Consider the following 16,049-nt stretch of genomic DNA (forward strand, 5'->3'; position numbering starts at 1 on the left):
GTGGAGCTTCCGGACGGCGGACCAAACGGCCCCGCAGATGGTGAGCAAGAGTCCGGAAGGCAGCGGAGCGATGTTAGTTTCAGGGCTGAGCATGACGTTTAACGAACCGGTGCAGTGGGGAACGGGGGACGTCATTGTACGTGAGGCCCTGGATGGCCGCATAGCAAGACAAGTCCGCGTGTCGAGCGGTATGTTTACAACCGGCTACGGAACCTTGAATGGAGACAGAGCGGACCTGTATCTGGACGGCGGACTGGAAGAGGGAACATCGTACTACGTGGAAGTGACGCCGGGAACGCTTATGGACCACAGCGGCAACCCGTTCGCGGGCATCCAGGGGTCGAGCGGGTGGACGTTTAGAACTTTACCTCAAACTCCGAGTAAAGTATCTGATAGAACAAGAAATTCCGGTTCCGTTACCCCAACTTCAGTTCCTTCGCTCACGGCGCAAGGAGGGATACTGGTTAATGCAAAAAAAACAACCACGATAACTGAAGCAGGTGAGCGGACGACGTTAGATATTAAAGAGGACGATCTGACCAAGGAGTTACACAAAAATAAGCTTTTGTTAAATGAATCCCAAACCTTAATGATAGATACAGCCCAATATGGGTCAAATATTATAGTTAATCTGCCTATGAGCTCTTTCCGCATTTCAGAGGCATTAGGAAATCTGCGCATTGGATTTGGTTCTTCAGAGGCTCAATATTTCCTGCCGGCAGAACTAATCCAACAATGGGCGGAGACTTATAACGACGATACATTGTCTATCCAAATCACCAAATTGGAAAATGAGACAAAGTCATTGATTCAAGGCATGGTTGTTAATGAAAAAGCAGTGCAAGCCGAACCCGGACCTACTGAATTTTTGGTTCGTGCCGGTCAACGGGAGATTTCCGATTTTTCAAATAAATATGTTGAGCGAAAACTCCTATTGCGCGAAACGGTTTCCGCAAAAAATTCAACAGCGGTATGGATGAATCCTGAAACGAATCGTTTGCATTTTGTTCCTTCACTCTTTGAAAATGAGGACGGGGCTACGGAGGTTACTATAAAGACAGCTCACAACAGTATTTATACCGTAATCTCGGCAGATAAAAAATTCTCGGATATGAATGGCCATTGGGCATACGATGATGTGGAATTAATGGCAAATAAGCTTATTTTACAGGGCGTAACCCCTGAAAAATTCGATCCGAACCGGCCGATAACCCGTAGCGAATTTGTCGCATTAATTGTAAGAGGGTTAGGATTACAAGAAGACTCGGAGTCAGAGCCGTTTTCGGACGTAACCGCCAACGATTGGCATGCAGGCAGTATTGGAGCGGCAATAAAAGCAGGATTGGTGCAGGGGAACGAGAATAGCGAATTCCTTCCCAATGCCCCTATAACTCGGGAGGAAATCGCTCTAATCGCTGAAAAAGCGCTGGAGTATGTTAAAGGAACCGGGGAAAGGGAAGGTTCGAATGCTCCTTACCTACCTGCATACAAAGATGAGGGCACGGTATCCCTTTGTGCGAAGAGTGCTATGAACCAGGCCATAAATCAGGGGTTGATCCAAGGGAAATCCACAGATACCCTTGCCCCGAAAGAACACGCGACTCGAGCAGAGGCAGCTTCAGTCATCAAGAGATTGTTAAGGTTATTGAAATTTATAGACTAATAGTCGGGACTAAAGCCGGAAAAGCTAAAGAGAGATAGAATCAGGCGAAGGCATGATTGTTGAAGAGTTGATTCAGAAGAAAGACCTCCAGCCGCTGCTGAACAAGCGGGACCGGAGGTCTTTTGCTGTTCTAACAGGTTTTCTTATTTGTTGTCAAAGGATTACCTGGTCCTTGACAGCCGCCATGGCATATTTTTTGCTGGCTTTGGGCCTCTATTTCGGACAAATCCCCATTGAGTGTTTTTAAACTGGTTAAAAACAAGCCGGCGCAAGAACCAAGTATCGGAAGTAGTCCAGCGGCCAGAAACAACATCTGCACGCCATAGCGTTCCGCTACCGCACTGCCAACAAAAGCCCCTATAGGCTGCAGGGCTCCTCCAATCAGAAAACGGATGGCATTGACCCGCCCCTGAAGCTGGCCGGGAACGAGCTTGCCATGCAAAGAAGAACTCAGAGCGCCGAAAAAGGGGGTGGAAGCACCAAACGCAAACAGTACGATCAGGGCGATCGGGTAGCTGTGCACAAATCCCAAGATCATGTTGAAGAAACCCATGGCGGCAAGACTTGAGATCATCACCATTCTTCGCCGGTTGATTTCTCCTATTATCGAAACGACTGCGAGCCCGGTCAAAGTGCCAAATGCTGTAGCGGCCGTAAGGGTCCCCATGGCTGCGGCATCCCGGTGCAAAACTTCGCTGACATAGGGAACCATCATCGTCCATATGGCTACGGAGCACATGTTGCTGATCGAGACCATCCCCATAATGACTAGCATCGGCGGAAATTGCCTGTAAAAGACGAACCCTTCGGTGATTTCCCGGAGATAAGCAGCAATAGAAGGGTTGGATGGAGCTTTGCCGTTGTGAAGTGTTTTCGGCAGGAGCAGCAACATGACAATGGCCGCTATATAACACAGGGCATTAACACCCAAAGCCGGAAGCGTGCCCACACTGGCAACCACGGCTCCGGCCATCGCCGGGCCGATCAAAGCTACCGCGTTCCTGCAGCCGTCGATAAGCGCAAAAGCACGGGTTAGCTTGCGGGAGTTCACGGCATCCGGCACGAGGGCCATGGCGGTCGGCATAAACAAGGCGGAACATGAACCGCTAAGTCCTGCCGCCAGGAACAAGTGCCAAAGCTGGAGCTGGCCGATCAGACCGGCGAACAGCGGCAGGATAATGGCGGCTAACCGTACGGTAGCCAAAGTGGCCATGAGGCGGTTGCGAGGCCAACGGTCGGAAAGCGGAGAACCAAGAAGGCGGAGGACCAGCTCAGGAATTCCGGAGGATAACGCAAGCGCCCCCATAGCCAGTTTCGATCCGGTGATCTCATATACGAGCCATTCCATGGAAAGTAAACCGAAGGCATCGCCGAAACCGCTCAGGGCGATGGTGGAAAGCAGCCCGTAATAACTATGCTTTTGCTTTTTCACAAACCCCCCCCTGTTCCTCTGTATCCATGCGGGCAGGTGCATTATGGCGGAGATAGGCGTTGATTTGAAGGGGCAGAGAGTTCACGGCCTCGCCGCGCAAGCTGTATTCCACGGATTTGGACTCCAAGTACTTGGTATGATAGTGCACGACGATCAGTCCCGCGGCCCGCAGTGCGATTAAGTGGTAATGAATCGTGCTTTTGGATAAAGCAATCTCGCGTACGATTTCTGTAAAAGTCATCCGCTTGCGGGACAACAAGTGGAGAATACGCAACCGGGTTTCATCCGATAGCGCTTTGGTTAACCTGAGAAGGCTTGGGGAAGGATACCCGGGCGCCTCGGGGAAAAGGTCGCAGGAATAACTGGTGAACACAATCGAATCGAAGAAGCTGGAAGTAACAAGCGGACGGTAGTGATACTGAGGAGTCAATACGACTTGTTTGAGTTCCTCGCCGGGGTATAGCCGCATCCCTCCTGTCGCTTGCTCATATATTTCCATACTGTCCGTTTCGTGAAGCCGGGAATTCAGTGAAACAGCCTCTTGTTGCAGTCCCTCGAGAATCCGCGAATCAATCCGGCAGAAATAACGCAAATCCCATTCCCGCAAAACTTCGGAAGCCAAATTTCGCAATTCCGCGAGATTGGAGGGGACTGTCTGTCCGCACGCCGCCGATATGTCAAATAACTGGCCCATAGATAGACCTTCGAACCAATCCAAAAAGCCACTGACCGTACGGGGGGCGGGGCATTTCCAAATAAACGGAGATAGACTGAAGTCACTCAAGAGTTTGACTGTATCCCGCATCTTGTACAAACTTACGGGGGCAAACAGATCCTGAACCTCTCGGACCCAGGTCTTTCCGGCATCGATCGAGCCATGGCTTTGTTTGTTAAAAAAAGCGGTCAGACTTGTTACACACTCATAAACGGGAGCAAAATCCACTTCGATTTTAAAAGACATAGGGACCAGATTCCTTTCTCTGCATTTATATGTTCGATAAATATAGAACATAATTTAAGTTCTATATTAATATAACTAAAATCGATTGGCAACAAAAAAACCGTCCAAGCGCACATTCGCACTTGGACGGTTCTTTCGTAAAGTTGTTTTACAGCGACTTTAGATACTCGACGATCGTCAAGAGTCCTTTATCGAAGTTTTCGAGATTGAAATGCTCGTTCGGCGCGTGCAGATTCTCGTCCGGGAGTCCGAAGCCCATCATCACGGACGGAGCCGACAGAACGCGGGACAACGTCTCGACGATCGGAATCGAGCCGCCGTCTTTCGTGAACAGGGCGCGGGTACCGTAGATGCGCCCGTAGGCGTCGGCCGCCTTTTGCAGCATCGGATCGGCGGGATCGATCGTAAAGGCGCGGGCTTTCTCGGTAGCCGTCACCTTAAGAGTAGCGCCCGGCTGCAGGTGCGCATGCAAATGCGCCGCGATCTTATCGATAATATCCTGCGGATCCTGCTCGCCCACCAGGCGGCAAGTGATTTTGGCGTGGGCTTCTTTCGGCAGCACCGTCTTGGTCCCTTCGCCCTGGAAGCCGCCGTACATTCCGTTGATTTCCAGGGTAGGGCGGGCGCCGGTACGTTCGACAAAGGAGTAGCCTTCTTCCCCGTACAGGGCACCTAGGCCCAAGTCGCTCTTCAATTTGTCTTCATCAAATTGCAGCTTGGCGAACTCTTCCCGTTCCATCGCGGTTAGTTCGGGAACGCCTTTGTAGAAGCCTTCCACGGCGACGCGGCCCTTCTCGTCGTGTAGCGAATCCAGCAAAGACACGAGCGCATGCAGCGCATTAGGCACCCCGCCGCCGAACGTGCCCGAGTGGAGGTCGGTGTTCGCGGTGAACACCGATACTTCCAGGGCGCAGAGCCCGCGGAGGCCGATGCAGATCGCCGGTTTTCCCGGCGCCAGCAGCGCGGTGTCCGAAATCAGAATGACGTCGGCCGCCAGCTTGTCCTTGTGCGAGTCCAGGAAGCCGGGCAGATTCGGGCTTGTCACTTCTTCTTCGCCTTCGATGCAGAATTTGAGGTTGACCGGCAGTTCCTTTTCCTCTTTTAAGATGGCCTCGGCCGCCTTGATGTGCATGAAGACTTGCCCTTTGTCGTCCGTTGCCCCGCGGGCATACAGCTTCCCGTCGCGAATCGACGGCTCGAAGGGAGGCGTCTCCCATAAATGAAGGGGATCAACCGGTTGAACGTCATAATGTCCATAAACGAGGACGGTCGGCTTGCCGGGGGCGTGCAAATGCTCCGCGTAGATTACAGGGTGGCCGTCCGTCGGATGAATTTCGACGTTTTCCATACCGGCGCGCCGCAGCGCATCGGCAACCCATTCCGCCGCTTTCAGCATGTCGCCCTTATGCTCGGACAAGGCGGAAATGCTCGGGATGGCGAGCAATTCTCCGAGCTCTTTTAAATGTTCTTCTCTTTTACTTTGAAAATAAGCTTGATATTCCATGAAGTCAGCTTCCTCCCGACCAGTGTATTCTCCCTTATTTTACACCTTTTCTTTCCATAACACGAATGCGAGTATGGCTTTTGCGGGGGGGACATTAAAATAAACTTAAAAAAATCCGGCTTATTTTTAGGAATCCTTAAGGTAATCCGGGCATAATTCTGATAAAGTCATAAGAGATGCATTAGCAAGAGCAGCGTCAATAAATGAAGGGAGTCAATCGACGAATGGATGAAAAAGAGAAAAAAGAATGGGAAGTAGACCCGGAGCAGCCGGAAGAGGGCCGGGAACCGGCAGCGGACGGACAAGCCTCCGTTCAGAATACAGAGGAGAATACGGGGACAGAAAATTTTGAGCCCGTAACGGAAGAAAAGGATGCCGCCACGCCGGAAAATCGCAACATCGCGGAGACTAATGAAGCCCCCGCCGGTGTTAACTTGGCGCAGTCGGAAACCTTAACGATGTTGAGCGCGGTGAGCGGAGAGGAACCCGCGGCGGACGCTCCTAATACAGGCGGAAAAGCCGGCAAAGTATGGCCGATCGTTTCCCTTGTGTTGGCGGTACTCCTGGTCGTTGTGCTGGTCAAGCCTCCTTTCGTCCCGAATAAAGCCGAGGCCGTGGCTACCGTTAACGGCAAAGAGATTACAAAAGATCAGCTGTATGACGAGCTGTCCAAAGCCGGGGGAGCCGAAGCGACGCTGGATATGCTGATCACGAAGGAATTGGTTCATCAGGAAGCCGCCAAGAAGAACATCGCCGTTACGGCGGCCGATATCGACAAGGAGATCGAAACCTACAAGAAAAATTTCGGCTCGGAGGAAAACCTGAATCTAGCCTTGAGCCAAAACGGCATGACAATGGAGCTATTGCGCGAGAACATCGAAATGAACCAACTGCTCACCAAAATTCTTGAACCTCAGGTTAAAGTGACCGATGAGCAGATCAAGCAGGCATTTGAAGAGAATAAAGCAAGCTTCGATACGCCGGAGCAGGTACGCGCCTCCGTTATCTTGGTCAAAACGGAAGCGGAAGCCAATGAGATTTTAAAAGATTTGAAAGCGGGCAAAGACTTCGCGGAGCTGGCGAAGAGCAAATCGTTGGATGAAGCGACGAAGGCGAGCGGCGGAGACACCGACTTTTTCGCGCGCGGCGAGCGGGAAGAAGCGGTGGAGAATGCGGCGTTCAAGCTGGCCAAGGACGAAGTCAGCGGCGCGGTGAAGACAAGCGAAGGCTATCAGGTTATCAAGGTAACGGACCGGAAGGAAGCTCATACCGCCACGCTGGAAGAGAAGAAAGAAGAAATCCGCAAAACTCTCGTGTCACAGCAAGTGGCCCAACTGAGCGGCACGTGGCTGGAAGAAATCCGCGGCAAAGCGGACATCAAGAACACCTTGACGGATCAGCCGGAGAAAGCGGCGGAAAAGACTCCTGCGGCGAAATAAAAAAGATTGCAGCAGCCGAATCAATAGTTCAATTTATATACCCGGAAAAAGGCCGCTTGGAACAGACACTGTTCCGGCGGTCTTTTTCGATTTTTGTCCTTTGTTTCGGAGGGAGTCAGGAGGTACAATTAAAGCTATGGACCAAACAGACAGATGACACGGTCAAAGGAACGGGGAGGAGACGAGAATGGCGGAATGGTTTGAGGAAAGTTTTGGCGAAGATTATTTGCTCGTATATAAACACCGGGATGTGCAAGGGGCAAAGCGGGAAGTACATAAAATGATCGCTTGGCTGGGACTGCCGGAAGGCGCCAAGGTACTGGACCTGTGCTGCGGAATGGGACGGCATTCCCTGGCTCTCGCCGAATCGGGCTACGAGGTGACGGGGATCGATTTGTCCGAGGTGCTGCTTCGGGAAGCGCGCAGGAACGATCCGGAAGGCCGGGTCACCTGGCTGCAGGCGGACATGCGGAAATTACCGCTTCCGGGCGGTTTTGACGCGGTCGTCAACCTGTTCAGCTCTTTCGGTTATTTTGAGCAAGACGAAGAGCACGTCAAGGTTCTGCGAGAGATCTGCAGGATGCTGAAGCCGCGGGGGCGGTTTATTATCGACTTTTTGAACCCGTCGTATACGGCGGCGCATTTGGTTCCCGCCTCGCAGCGGGTCGATGACGGCCAGCGGATTGACGAGAAGCGGGCGATTGAGAACGGTTATGTGAAAAAATGGATCACTATCACGAACGAGACCAACCCAGGGGAAAAGCCCCGGCATTATCTGGAGCGAATTAAGATGTATTCGCGGGAGACTTTTGAGGCGATGCTGACGGAAGCGGGCCTCATGCTGGAGCAAGTCCACGGCGGCTACGAGGAGGAGCTCTATGATCCCGAGCGGTCGTCCCGGATGATCATGGTGGGGAGGCGGGCATGATTCACGGGTCCGATTTCGAAAGGTTTGATGAAGAAGAACTGGTCCGGATCCGGATTCCGATGGCTCCGCCGCTCCGCTGGGTCAACAGCTACCTTCTTCGCGGACCGGAAGGCGTCACGATCGTCGATCCCGGCCCGCGGTCGGAAGCTTCCGAAGCGAGTTGGCGGGCGGCTTGGCACGCGCTCGGCACATCCCCCGATGAGGTCGTGTCCATCGTGCTGACCCACCACCATCCCGACCACTACGGGCTAGCCGGGCACCTGCAATCACTCACCGGAGCAAAGGTATATATGTCCGAACGGGCATACGAGGAAACGCTGCGGATGTGGGGAGCGGACAGCACGATGAATGAAGTGCTGCCGAGCCTGTACCTGCGGCATGGCATGCCGGAGGCCTGGTGCGGGCAACTGCCGGCCCACCTGCAGAGCTTTGTTGCGCAGGTGACGCCATCGCCTTCCGTCACTTTCCTGAAGGAAGGCGACGATGTGGTCATGGGCGGACGGAGCTGGACGGCGATCGAGACCGGGGGGCACGCCCCGGGACATCTGTCGTATTATGACGAAGAGCGCAGGCTGATCCTTTGCGGCGATGCCGTCTTACCGCAAATATCGCCCAATGTAAGCCTGCTGCCGGGCAGCGATCCGCAGCCGCTGCAGACCTTCATGGCGTCGTTGGCCAAACTTCGGGCGGTGGAGGTGGCCAAAGCGTTTCCCGGCCACCGGAATCCGTTCCCCCATTTCGCGGAACGGTGCGCGGCGCTGATCGCCCATCATGAGGAGCGGCTTGCCATGATCGAAGCGCTGCTGGCCCGGCGGGAGATGAGCGGCTTCGAAGTCTGCGCCACGCTCTTCGGGACGGACCTGGGCATCCACCAGATGCGTTTCGCCATGTCGGAAGCGCTGGCGCATCTGGTGGAGCTGGTCCGTCAAGGTCGGGCGCTCGAAGCCGCCGATCTGGCCGGGACCGTGATTTACCGGCTTGCCTAATCCCTAATAAACGGGAAAACCACCAGTTAATTTGGCCTTGAAAAGGCAGTACCTCCCTTCATTTCCGATGAGGGCGGTACTGCCTTTATGCATTAACGGACGATATCCTGGCCGAGCGTCTCTTCGCCGCGCTCCAATTCCCGTTCCGCCTGTTTGCGGTGGGCGATCCGGCTGCTGGCGGAAGCCGCCACCGCACCGACGATATCGTCGAGGAACGTATTGCAAGGGCCTAACGTTTTGTCATTCAGGCGCTCCAGAACGCCCGGCTTCAATTTGTCCACATAACCGTAGTTCGTAAATCCGATGCTTCCGTAGACATTAACGATGGAGAAGGCGAGAATTTCGTCCACGCCGTACAGGCCCTCATCGTTGGCGATCATATCCTGAAGCTCGGGAATCAGCAGGCCTTGCTCGGTGAGAATATCCAACTGAATTCCCGTGAGCACCGCGTTCTGGACTTCACGTTTGCTGAGCACCTGCTCGACATTGTGAATGCATTCTTCCATCGTCAGATTCGGGTAATACTTCTTTTGCAGCAGCATCACCAATTCGGCGATTTCCTCGATTTTGACGCCTCTTTTCTGCAGCCACATTTTCGTGGCGTCGGCCACCTTTTTGCTGTTTAGACTATAAGGCGCTTTTGCTTTTCTTGGTTCGATGTCCATATCCTTCACCTACTCCTCACGATTTTCAGAGTGCCTTAGGATTACCGTCAAAAGACACATAGCTATGATGCAGTTTGTCCACTTCCCGAAAAATTAGTTATTTTCCGAAAAAGGGCTCGTATACATAGTAATAGAGGTTGTTCAAAAAGTCATCTTTTGGGCAATCCCCAGTACAGGTCAGTTGAGGAGGAAACCCGGTTATGATCTCAAACCGCCATTTACGAAAAACCGCCGTGGCCGGCGTGTTGGCTGTTCCGTTGGTGCTAGCGGGCTGCAGTTTGTTCGGGACAGGCTCTTCGGCGCAAATTGATCCGCCCCCGGGCGAGATGGAGATGCAAATGTTGAAGTCGTTGGAAACCGCGAATCCGACCGCCGTGGAAACCGAGGAGTCGCTCTCCACGGTTTATTTGCAAAACGAGCAGGGGCTACTGGCGCCCGTTTCCCTGCATTTGCCCAAGGGGGAGGCCGCCGATAAACTGAACCGGATGCTGGAGATGCTCGTGGCCGGCGGGGCGTATCAGAGCATGCTGCCGGCCGGATTTAAAGGCGTCCTGCCGCAGGGAACCGTGGTTCAGGCGGTTACGTTGAAAAAGGACGAAAAGCTGGCGGTCGTCGAATTCAACAAATCGTTCGGGAGCTATGCCGCCGAAGATGAGCGGAAAATCGTGGAGGCGGTCACCTGGACGCTGGTGGACGATCCCGACATCGATAAAGTCCAGTTCTGGATGGAAGGGGCCAAACTGAACGAAATGCCTGTAAACGGCTTTCCGCTGGATCGGCCGCTGACTCGGAGTGTTGGTATCAATTTGCAGTTGGGTGAGGGAACAAGCCTGTCGCAAAAACGTTCGGTCACCGTCTTTTTCTCGGCGTCAAGTCCTGAAGGGGAGCCGTATTTCGTCCCGGTTACGCGGTTTGTGGATGCGGATAACAATCCGGTCACGGGAGCGCTGGGCGAACTGATCAAGGGGCCGGCCCGGGGAGACGGCCTGGAGCGGGTCCTTACGGACAATTCGGTGTTGAAAGCCGTGGAGCAGTCGGAGAACGGGGTCATTACCGTATCCCTGGAGGACGATATGTTCGAGCCGGGCGAGAAGCCGCCCGCCCAGATGCTGCAATCGGTGGTGCTGACGGTGACGGAGAACGCGCCGGACAAAAAGGTGCGAATCTGGCTTAACGGGCAAAGGGACGTCATCGGCATGGATAACCAGAAATACGGGGAGCCGGTTTTGCGCCCCGAGCGCATCAATGAGATCCCGTTGTAGGGGCAAATGGGAACTAACGGCTGTGACGGTCGTTTAGGTCTCAGGCGCCCATCCTGCCGCCCGCCATTTAAAAACAATTATTTCAATCGCTCAGCCGAATTCGACAAAATAGGGCCGTATAAAGCCCTTATTCACCCGGTCAGCTTTCAAAAGGGAAGCTGGCAGCTGGCCGTATGACCGCTGGGACTTGCCGCTACAGGCGGATATGACTCCCCTCTGGTGAGGCGGATTGTATAGGGCGGCGGGGAGGAATGGAATGATGCTTTTATGCCTACACTTTGGTAGAATAGGGAAAGTCGTAATACAGACAGCATGAAACGTAGGAGGCAATCAGAATGAGAATTAACGGGCGTGGAGCGGATGAGCGGCGGCCGATGAAATTGACCGTGGACATCAACAAATATGCGGAGGGCTCCGTCTATATCGAGGTCGGCGACACGAAGGTCATGTGTACGGCGACGGTGGAGGAGAAGGTTCCGATGTTTATGAAGGGACAGGGAAAAGGCTGGGTGACCGCCGAGTACGCCATGCTTCCCCGGGCCACAAATACGCGGAACCAGCGGGAATCGGCCCGCGGCAAGCTCAGCGGCAGAACGATGGAAATCCAGCGTCTGATCGGAAGAGCCCTGCGGTCGGTTGTCGATCTGCAGGCGCTTGGCGAACGGTCCATCACGGTCGACTGCGATGTGATCCAGGCCGATGGCGGAACGCGGACGACGTCCATCACCGGCGCTTTTATCGCGCTCGCTTACGCGGTAAACAAGCTTGCGGTCAAGCACTCTCTGCCCGTATTTCCGATTACGGATTATTTGGCTTCCGTCAGCGTCGGTGTCGTGGGCGGGCAAATGCTGCTCGATCTGAACTATGAGGAGGATTCGAAAGCCAAAGTCGATATGAACGTCGTCATGACGGGCCAAGGGCAGTTCGTCGAGGTCCAGGGGACGGGCGAGGAGAAGCCTTTTTCGCGGCAGGAGCTTGACGGATTGCTGCAGCTTGCGGAGAAAGGAATCCGGGAGATGATCGAGCAGCAGCGCGAAGCTTTGGGACCGATCGGGTTAAAAATCACCGGCGGCGAACCGGGGGCCAACGCATGAGTAACAGTGAGGAGTCCGTTATTATCGTCGCTACGCGAAACCAGGGAAAGGTGCGCGAGTTCGCCCATGCCCTGAAGTTTTTGGGCAAGCCTGTACGCAGCATGTACGATTATCCGCAGGTACCGGAAATCGTTGAGGACGGCGAGACCTTCGCGGAGAACGCGAGGAAGAAAGCCAAGACGGCGGGCGATTTATTGGGGCATCCCGTCCTTGCGGACGATTCCGGCCTTTGCGTCGATAAGCTGAACGGGGAACCCGGCGTCTACTCCGCCCGCTACGCCGGAGAAGGCGCCGCGGATGAGGAGAACAACCGCAAGCTGCTCGCGGAACTCGAGAAGCTGCAGCAGGGCGAAGATACGGAGCAGCCGCTATTGAGCACGGCCCGGTTCGTCTGCCATTTGGCGCTGTATGACCCGGCGACTGGGGAGTTTACCGAAGCCTCAGGCACCGTGGAGGGCTGGATCACCTCCGAGCCGGCGGGGGGCGGCGGATTCGGTTATGATCCGCTGTTTTACCTGCCGTCGTATGAGAAGACGCTCGCCGAGTTGACACTGGAAGAGAAGCAGGCGGTCAGTCACCGGGGAGCGGCGCTCCGGGAGCTTGCGGAGAAGCTGGATCAAGCCGCCCGAAAATAAATATCAAGAAGCCGCATTCCGCGTTGGGTCGCAGGGAATGCGGCTTCTTTGGTTGAACTTGCGATCAGCGGATGGCCACCTTGTAGGTGGTCAGCCAGTGGTTAACCTGGGCCAGATAAGCGAACAACTGCGGTCCGGACATCAATTGGCCGAACCAGGGCAGATTGGACGAAGACTCCGGGGAAGCGGCGATTTCGCGAATCCGGTTCGCATCGATCAGGGGCAGAATGGGGGCGGAGGGATTATCCAGAATTTCGAGCATCTGCCCCCGAACCGCCTCCAAATAGGCCGGATTATGCGTTTTGGGGTAAGGGCTTTTTTTACGGTAGAGGACATCGTTTGGCAGGACGCCTTCCAACGCTTTACGCAAAATCCCTTTCTCCCGCCCTCCCGTCATTTTAATCTCCCACGGGATGTTCCAGACGTATTGCACGAGGCGGTGATCGCAATAAGGCACGCGGACCTCCAGTCCGGCCGCCATACTCATCCGGTCCTTGCGGTCCAGCAGGGTCGGCATAAACCGGGTGATGTTCAGGTAAGACATCGTCCGCATGCGGGCCTGCTCCGGGGTTTCCCCGCCCAGATGCGGCACCTCGTCTAAGGCTTCGCTGTACCGGTCCGCGACGTACTGCTCCGGCGCGATCCAGTCGCGGATTTCCGGCGAGAGGAGGCCGGCGCGCAGCCCGGTTGCGACCGACCAGGGAAACGTGCCGGAGCGAAGCAGCTCCTCCCGGTGGAACCAGGGATATCCGCCGAACACCTCATCCGCGGCTTCCCCGGAGATAGCGACCGTGGCGCCTTTCTTGATCTCTCGGCAGAACAGGAGCAGGGAGGCGTCCACGTCCGCCATCCCGGGCAGGTCCCTGGCCAGGGTGGAGTCCGGCAGCGCGTCGACAAGCTCGGGGGTGTCAAACGAGATCCAGTGATGCTCGGTACCGAGCTCCTCGACCATTCGTTTAATCCAGGGGGCGTCGGCCCCCGGCTGATAGCTGTGGGCCTGAAAATACATGTCGTTGTCCACGTAATCCACCGAGTACGTGTGCACCTGTCCCTGACCGGTCCGCCGGTAATAATCGACGGCCAGCGCGGTCAGGGCGCTGGAATCGAGTCCGCCGGAGAGCAATGTGCACACCGGAACGTCCGAAATGAGCTGACGTTCCATCGTATCTTGCAGCAGGCTACGAATCGTATCGGCGGTCGTTTTGACGGAATCCGTATGCGGCTCGGCTTCCAGCCTCCAATAGGCGTACGTGCGCAGCCCGGCCCGGTTGTAAATCATGACCTGGCCGGGCCGCAGTTCCTTCATGTTGCGGTAGACGCCATGCCCCGGCGTCCGCGCCGGCCCGATGACGAAAATTTCCGCCAATCCCTCCGGCCCGACGGCGGCTTCCATCTTCGGATGCTTGAGGATCGATTTGGGTTCGGAGGCAAAGATCAAGGTCTCCCCGATTTCGCTGTAAAACAACGGTTTGACGCCGAGCCGGTCGCGGGCAAAACAAACATGCTGCCTTACGCTGTCCCAGATCGCAAAGGCGAAGATGCCATTCAGCCGGTAAACGCAATCCGGGCCCCACTCGATATAGGATTGAAGCAGTACTTCCGTATCGCAGTTTGTCCGGAAGGTCCGGCCTCTTCGGCGCAATTCTTCTTTCAGCTCGGGCGCATTATAGATCTCCCCGTTATATACGATGCTGTAAACGGCTTCCTCCTCCTGGATCACCATCGGCTGGGCGCCGTTTTCTGGATCCATGACGCTCAGGCGCCGGTGTCCGAATGCGCAAGGCCCGGAAATCCAGGTTCCTTGGGCGTCCGGCCCTCTTGCTTCCAAGCAGGATGTCATCGACAGCACCAGGTCCAAGTCTGCCGTCAAATCCCGATTCCATTCGATAAAACCCGTAATTCCGCACATGATGGTTTCTCCTCTCTATGACCGCTTTCGCTCCCCTTTTTGGGCCGGCTGAAAAGTACTAACAAATTATGCCTATCCGAGGCATAAAATGTCTGTCCTTAAAGGAAAACTATGAGTAAACGGGGCCGATTCCCCGGGGCCAGGAGGTAGGCGATGGAGAAAAAAACATACTATGTCTCCCTGCAAGGCCGGTCCTTGCTGGAGGATCAAGGGGCGACGGGTTATGAGTGGGAAATCCGCGCGACCCCGGAAGAAGCTGACATGATACGTCATATGTTGGAGCAAATTGATGAAAAAGAAGTAAGCACCTTTTTTGCCTATACGTTTCCTTGGCCGGACAGTCCCGAGGAGGACGTGAACGCCAGCTACCAAAGCAACGTGGATAAACTTTACCGGCAGATTTACAGGCTGGGGACCGCGGAAACGCGCGAACAATTACACCGTTCCCTCCGCATTTCTCCCGGAATGGTGGAAGGCGAAGACGAGGAGGTTTAGGGATGTACTACATCAAGGATGCCGTATTTCGGCGGATCACCGAAGTTGAAGGAACGCCTTGCGGGGAAATCCTGGTCCGCCCGGGTGCGGTGGGCGATGCCGATCTTTTTGTGTATGTGGCCCGTTCGTCCGGCGGAGAGTACGAAATCGTCCGCATGGTCAAGAGCGATGCCGACCTCGGAACCGACTGGTACGACAACAACATGCACCAGGCGTACGAGGAGGTGGCCGAGCAGGAATTCTGCAGCGACGGCTGGCCGTCTCCCGAGCGGCAGCGGGCCGAGTTTTTGCAGCGCCTGCTGGCGGACCGCGAGATCATGGAGCGCCTCGACGCCGGACTACCGCGGTAATCATCCGGGGGTTAGGGCAAAGTCATCATAAGGTTAAATACCCCCTTTGAAAAATAGAAAGGATGCGTTATAATAAATAACGCATCCTTCTTACATACTTTGTGTCCCAGTAGCTCAGCTGGATAGAGCAACGGCCTTCTAAGCCGTCGGTCGGGGGTTCGAATCCCTCCTGGGACGTAAGAGAAAGCCGGTTCAACTTAATGAACCGGCTTTTTGCGTCCCAAGGGGATGAGAACCCCCATAGGGGCTCGTTGAAGCAAGACCGCCCGCGATTACGGGGAGGCCGGGTGATCGCCGTTTTTTTAACTATATAGGTTGAACTAAAGAATTGGCGATAAGGAATAGTGTGAAATGGAATGATTATGGAGACATCCACCCAAAGTAGATATAAAGCGGCACTGTCTGGAACCAGTCAACACACACTCCATATATTAACGGGAAAACCTCCCGTTAATTTTCCACTATTGTCCCTTGGGTCCGATTTAGCTGGAAAAACTCCATCTATTTCGTGGCCCAACCGCTGATGTACTCAATTTCAGGTGAATTAGCTGGAGGTTTTCCAGCTAATCCACCTCTGCAGCCGTATAGGCACCAAATTAACGGGAGGAATTCCCGTTAATTTGACCCCCGCCCCCAGCGCGTATATCCTGTCATCTACTACCACCATCCGAGTCAACGAGACCAACCAAGTTACTACGACTAACTTTCAATAGTTCAAACTTATCT

14 protein-coding genes and 1 tRNA gene are annotated in these 16,049 nt (G+C 54.6%); 10 read left to right on the forward strand and 5 right to left on the reverse strand.

Going from position 1 to position 16,049, the window contains the following annotated elements; translation table 11 throughout:
* A partial coding sequence (locus tag V4U84_RS26420; protein ID WP_334078226.1) for an S-layer homology domain-containing protein occupies positions 1-1,663 on the forward strand: 1,663 nt, incomplete at its 5' end.
* A 130-nt stretch (positions 1,664-1,793) separates the two neighbouring features.
* Here V4U84_RS26420 and V4U84_RS26425 read toward each other — a convergent pair.
* The 3 genes from V4U84_RS26425 to V4U84_RS26435 all read right to left on the reverse strand — a co-directional run bounded on the left by V4U84_RS26425 (position 1,794) and on the right by V4U84_RS26435 (position 5,560).
* A complete protein-coding gene (locus V4U84_RS26425; protein WP_334076221.1) occupies positions 1,794-3,095 on the reverse strand; it encodes an MFS transporter in 1,302 nt (433 codons plus the stop codon).
* On the reverse strand, positions 3,076-4,056 hold the full coding sequence (locus V4U84_RS26430; RefSeq protein WP_334076220.1) for an ArsR/SmtB family transcription factor: 981 nt from the start codon (positions 4,054-4,056) through the stop codon (positions 3,076-3,078). Before V4U84_RS26430 ends, V4U84_RS26425 begins: the two co-directional genes overlap by 20 nt.
* A 148-nt stretch (positions 4,057-4,204) precedes the next feature.
* A complete protein-coding gene (locus tag V4U84_RS26435; protein WP_334076219.1) occupies positions 4,205-5,560 on the reverse strand; it encodes a dipeptidase in 1,356 nt (451 codons plus the stop codon).
* 224 nt (positions 5,561-5,784) lie between these two features.
* Between V4U84_RS26435 and V4U84_RS26440 the strand changes: the two genes are divergently transcribed.
* The 3 genes from V4U84_RS26440 to V4U84_RS26450 all read left to right on the forward strand — a co-directional run bounded on the left by V4U84_RS26440 (position 5,785) and on the right by V4U84_RS26450 (position 8,913).
* On the forward strand, positions 5,785-6,999 hold the full coding sequence (locus tag V4U84_RS26440) for a peptidylprolyl isomerase (RefSeq protein ID WP_334076218.1): 1,215 nt from the start codon (positions 5,785-5,787) through the stop codon (positions 6,997-6,999).
* Between the two features lie 187 nt (positions 7,000-7,186).
* Positions 7,187-7,927 (forward strand): class I SAM-dependent methyltransferase, encoded by a 741-nt coding sequence (locus V4U84_RS26445; protein WP_334076217.1) that lies wholly within the window; start codon positions 7,187-7,189, stop codon positions 7,925-7,927.
* A complete protein-coding gene (locus tag V4U84_RS26450; RefSeq protein ID WP_334076216.1) occupies positions 7,924-8,913 on the forward strand; it encodes an MBL fold metallo-hydrolase in 990 nt (329 codons plus the stop codon). Before V4U84_RS26445 ends, V4U84_RS26450 begins: the two co-directional genes overlap by 4 nt.
* 92 nt (positions 8,914-9,005) lie before the next feature.
* On the opposite strand, the gene V4U84_RS26455 is transcribed toward V4U84_RS26450, so the two are convergent.
* Positions 9,006-9,578 (reverse strand): phosphatidylglycerophosphatase A family protein, encoded by a 573-nt coding sequence (locus V4U84_RS26455; RefSeq protein ID WP_334076215.1) that lies wholly within the window; start codon positions 9,576-9,578, stop codon positions 9,006-9,008.
* Positions 9,579-9,778: 200 nt separating this feature from the next.
* Between V4U84_RS26455 and V4U84_RS26460 the strand changes: the two genes are divergently transcribed.
* The 3 genes from V4U84_RS26460 to V4U84_RS26470 all read left to right on the forward strand — a co-directional run bounded on the left by V4U84_RS26460 (position 9,779) and on the right by V4U84_RS26470 (position 12,569).
* Entirely contained in the window at positions 9,779-10,840 is a 1,062-nt protein-coding gene (locus V4U84_RS26460) for a GerMN domain-containing protein (RefSeq protein ID WP_334076214.1), read from the forward strand.
* A 335-nt stretch (positions 10,841-11,175) separates the two neighbouring features.
* Positions 11,176-11,934 (forward strand): ribonuclease PH, encoded by a 759-nt coding sequence (gene rph / locus V4U84_RS26465; protein ID WP_334076213.1) that lies wholly within the window; start codon positions 11,176-11,178, stop codon positions 11,932-11,934.
* Positions 11,931-12,569, forward strand: a complete 639-nt coding sequence (locus V4U84_RS26470; protein WP_334078227.1) for an XTP/dITP diphosphatase — start codon at positions 11,931-11,933, stop codon at positions 12,567-12,569. The genes rph and V4U84_RS26470 overlap by 4 nt, the downstream gene beginning before the upstream one ends.
* Before the next feature lie 64 nt (positions 12,570-12,633).
* Here the strand turns inward: V4U84_RS26470 and asnB are convergent, their stop codons facing one another.
* Positions 12,634-14,478, reverse strand: a complete 1,845-nt coding sequence (asnB, locus tag V4U84_RS26475; protein ID WP_334078228.1) for an asparagine synthase (glutamine-hydrolyzing) — start codon at positions 14,476-14,478, stop codon at positions 12,634-12,636.
* A 153-nt stretch (positions 14,479-14,631) separates the two neighbouring features.
* On the opposite strand from asnB, the gene V4U84_RS26480 reads away from it, so the two are divergent.
* The 3 genes from V4U84_RS26480 (at position 14,632) to V4U84_RS26490 (ending at position 15,500) form a co-directional block, all read left to right on the forward strand.
* Complete coding sequence (locus V4U84_RS26480; protein WP_334078229.1) at positions 14,632-14,973, forward strand: hypothetical protein; 342 nt, start codon at positions 14,632-14,634, stop codon at positions 14,971-14,973.
* Positions 14,974-14,975: 2 nt separating this feature from the next.
* Complete coding sequence (locus V4U84_RS26485) at positions 14,976-15,323, forward strand: hypothetical protein (RefSeq protein ID WP_334078230.1); 348 nt, start codon at positions 14,976-14,978, stop codon at positions 15,321-15,323.
* A gap of 103 nt (positions 15,324-15,426) precedes the next feature.
* A tRNA-Arg gene (locus tag V4U84_RS26490) sits at positions 15,427-15,500 on the forward strand.
* Positions 15,501-16,049: the final 549 nt, after the last annotated feature.

The sequence above is a fragment of the Paenibacillus sanfengchensis genome (genome assembly GCF_036864765.1).
In the GTDB taxonomy this organism is placed as follows: Bacteria; Bacillota; Bacilli; order Paenibacillales; family Paenibacillaceae; genus Fontibacillus; species Fontibacillus sanfengchensis.

Bases quoted from the DNA above. Each gene is read 5' to 3' on its own strand.
- V4U84_RS26445 (WP_334076217.1), top strand. From the start codon at position 7,187: ATGGCGGAATGGTTTGAGGAAAGTTTTGGCGAAGATTATTTGCTCGTA.
- V4U84_RS26470 (WP_334078227.1), top strand. From the start codon at position 11,931: ATGAGTAACAGTGAGGAGTCCGTTATTATCGTCGCTACGCGAAACCAG.
- V4U84_RS26485 (WP_334078230.1), top strand. From the start codon at position 14,976: ATGTACTACATCAAGGATGCCGTATTTCGGCGGATCACCGAAGTTGAA.
- asnB (WP_334078228.1), bottom strand. From the start codon at position 14,478: ATGTGCGGAATTACGGGTTTTATCGAATGGAATCGGGATTTGACGGCA.
- V4U84_RS26450 (WP_334076216.1), top strand. From the start codon at position 7,924: ATGATTCACGGGTCCGATTTCGAAAGGTTTGATGAAGAAGAACTGGTC.
- V4U84_RS26440 (WP_334076218.1), top strand. From the start codon at position 5,785: ATGGATGAAAAAGAGAAAAAAGAATGGGAAGTAGACCCGGAGCAGCCG.
- V4U84_RS26455 (WP_334076215.1), bottom strand. From the start codon at position 9,578: ATGGACATCGAACCAAGAAAAGCAAAAGCGCCTTATAGTCTAAACAGC.
- rph (WP_334076213.1), top strand. From the start codon at position 11,176: ATGAGAATTAACGGGCGTGGAGCGGATGAGCGGCGGCCGATGAAATTG.
- V4U84_RS26435 (WP_334076219.1), bottom strand. From the start codon at position 5,560: ATGGAATATCAAGCTTATTTTCAAAGTAAAAGAGAAGAACATTTAAAA.
- V4U84_RS26430 (WP_334076220.1), bottom strand. From the start codon at position 4,056: ATGTCTTTTAAAATCGAAGTGGATTTTGCTCCCGTTTATGAGTGTGTA.
- V4U84_RS26460 (WP_334076214.1), top strand. From the start codon at position 9,779: ATGATCTCAAACCGCCATTTACGAAAAACCGCCGTGGCCGGCGTGTTG.
- V4U84_RS26480 (WP_334078229.1), top strand. From the start codon at position 14,632: ATGGAGAAAAAAACATACTATGTCTCCCTGCAAGGCCGGTCCTTGCTG.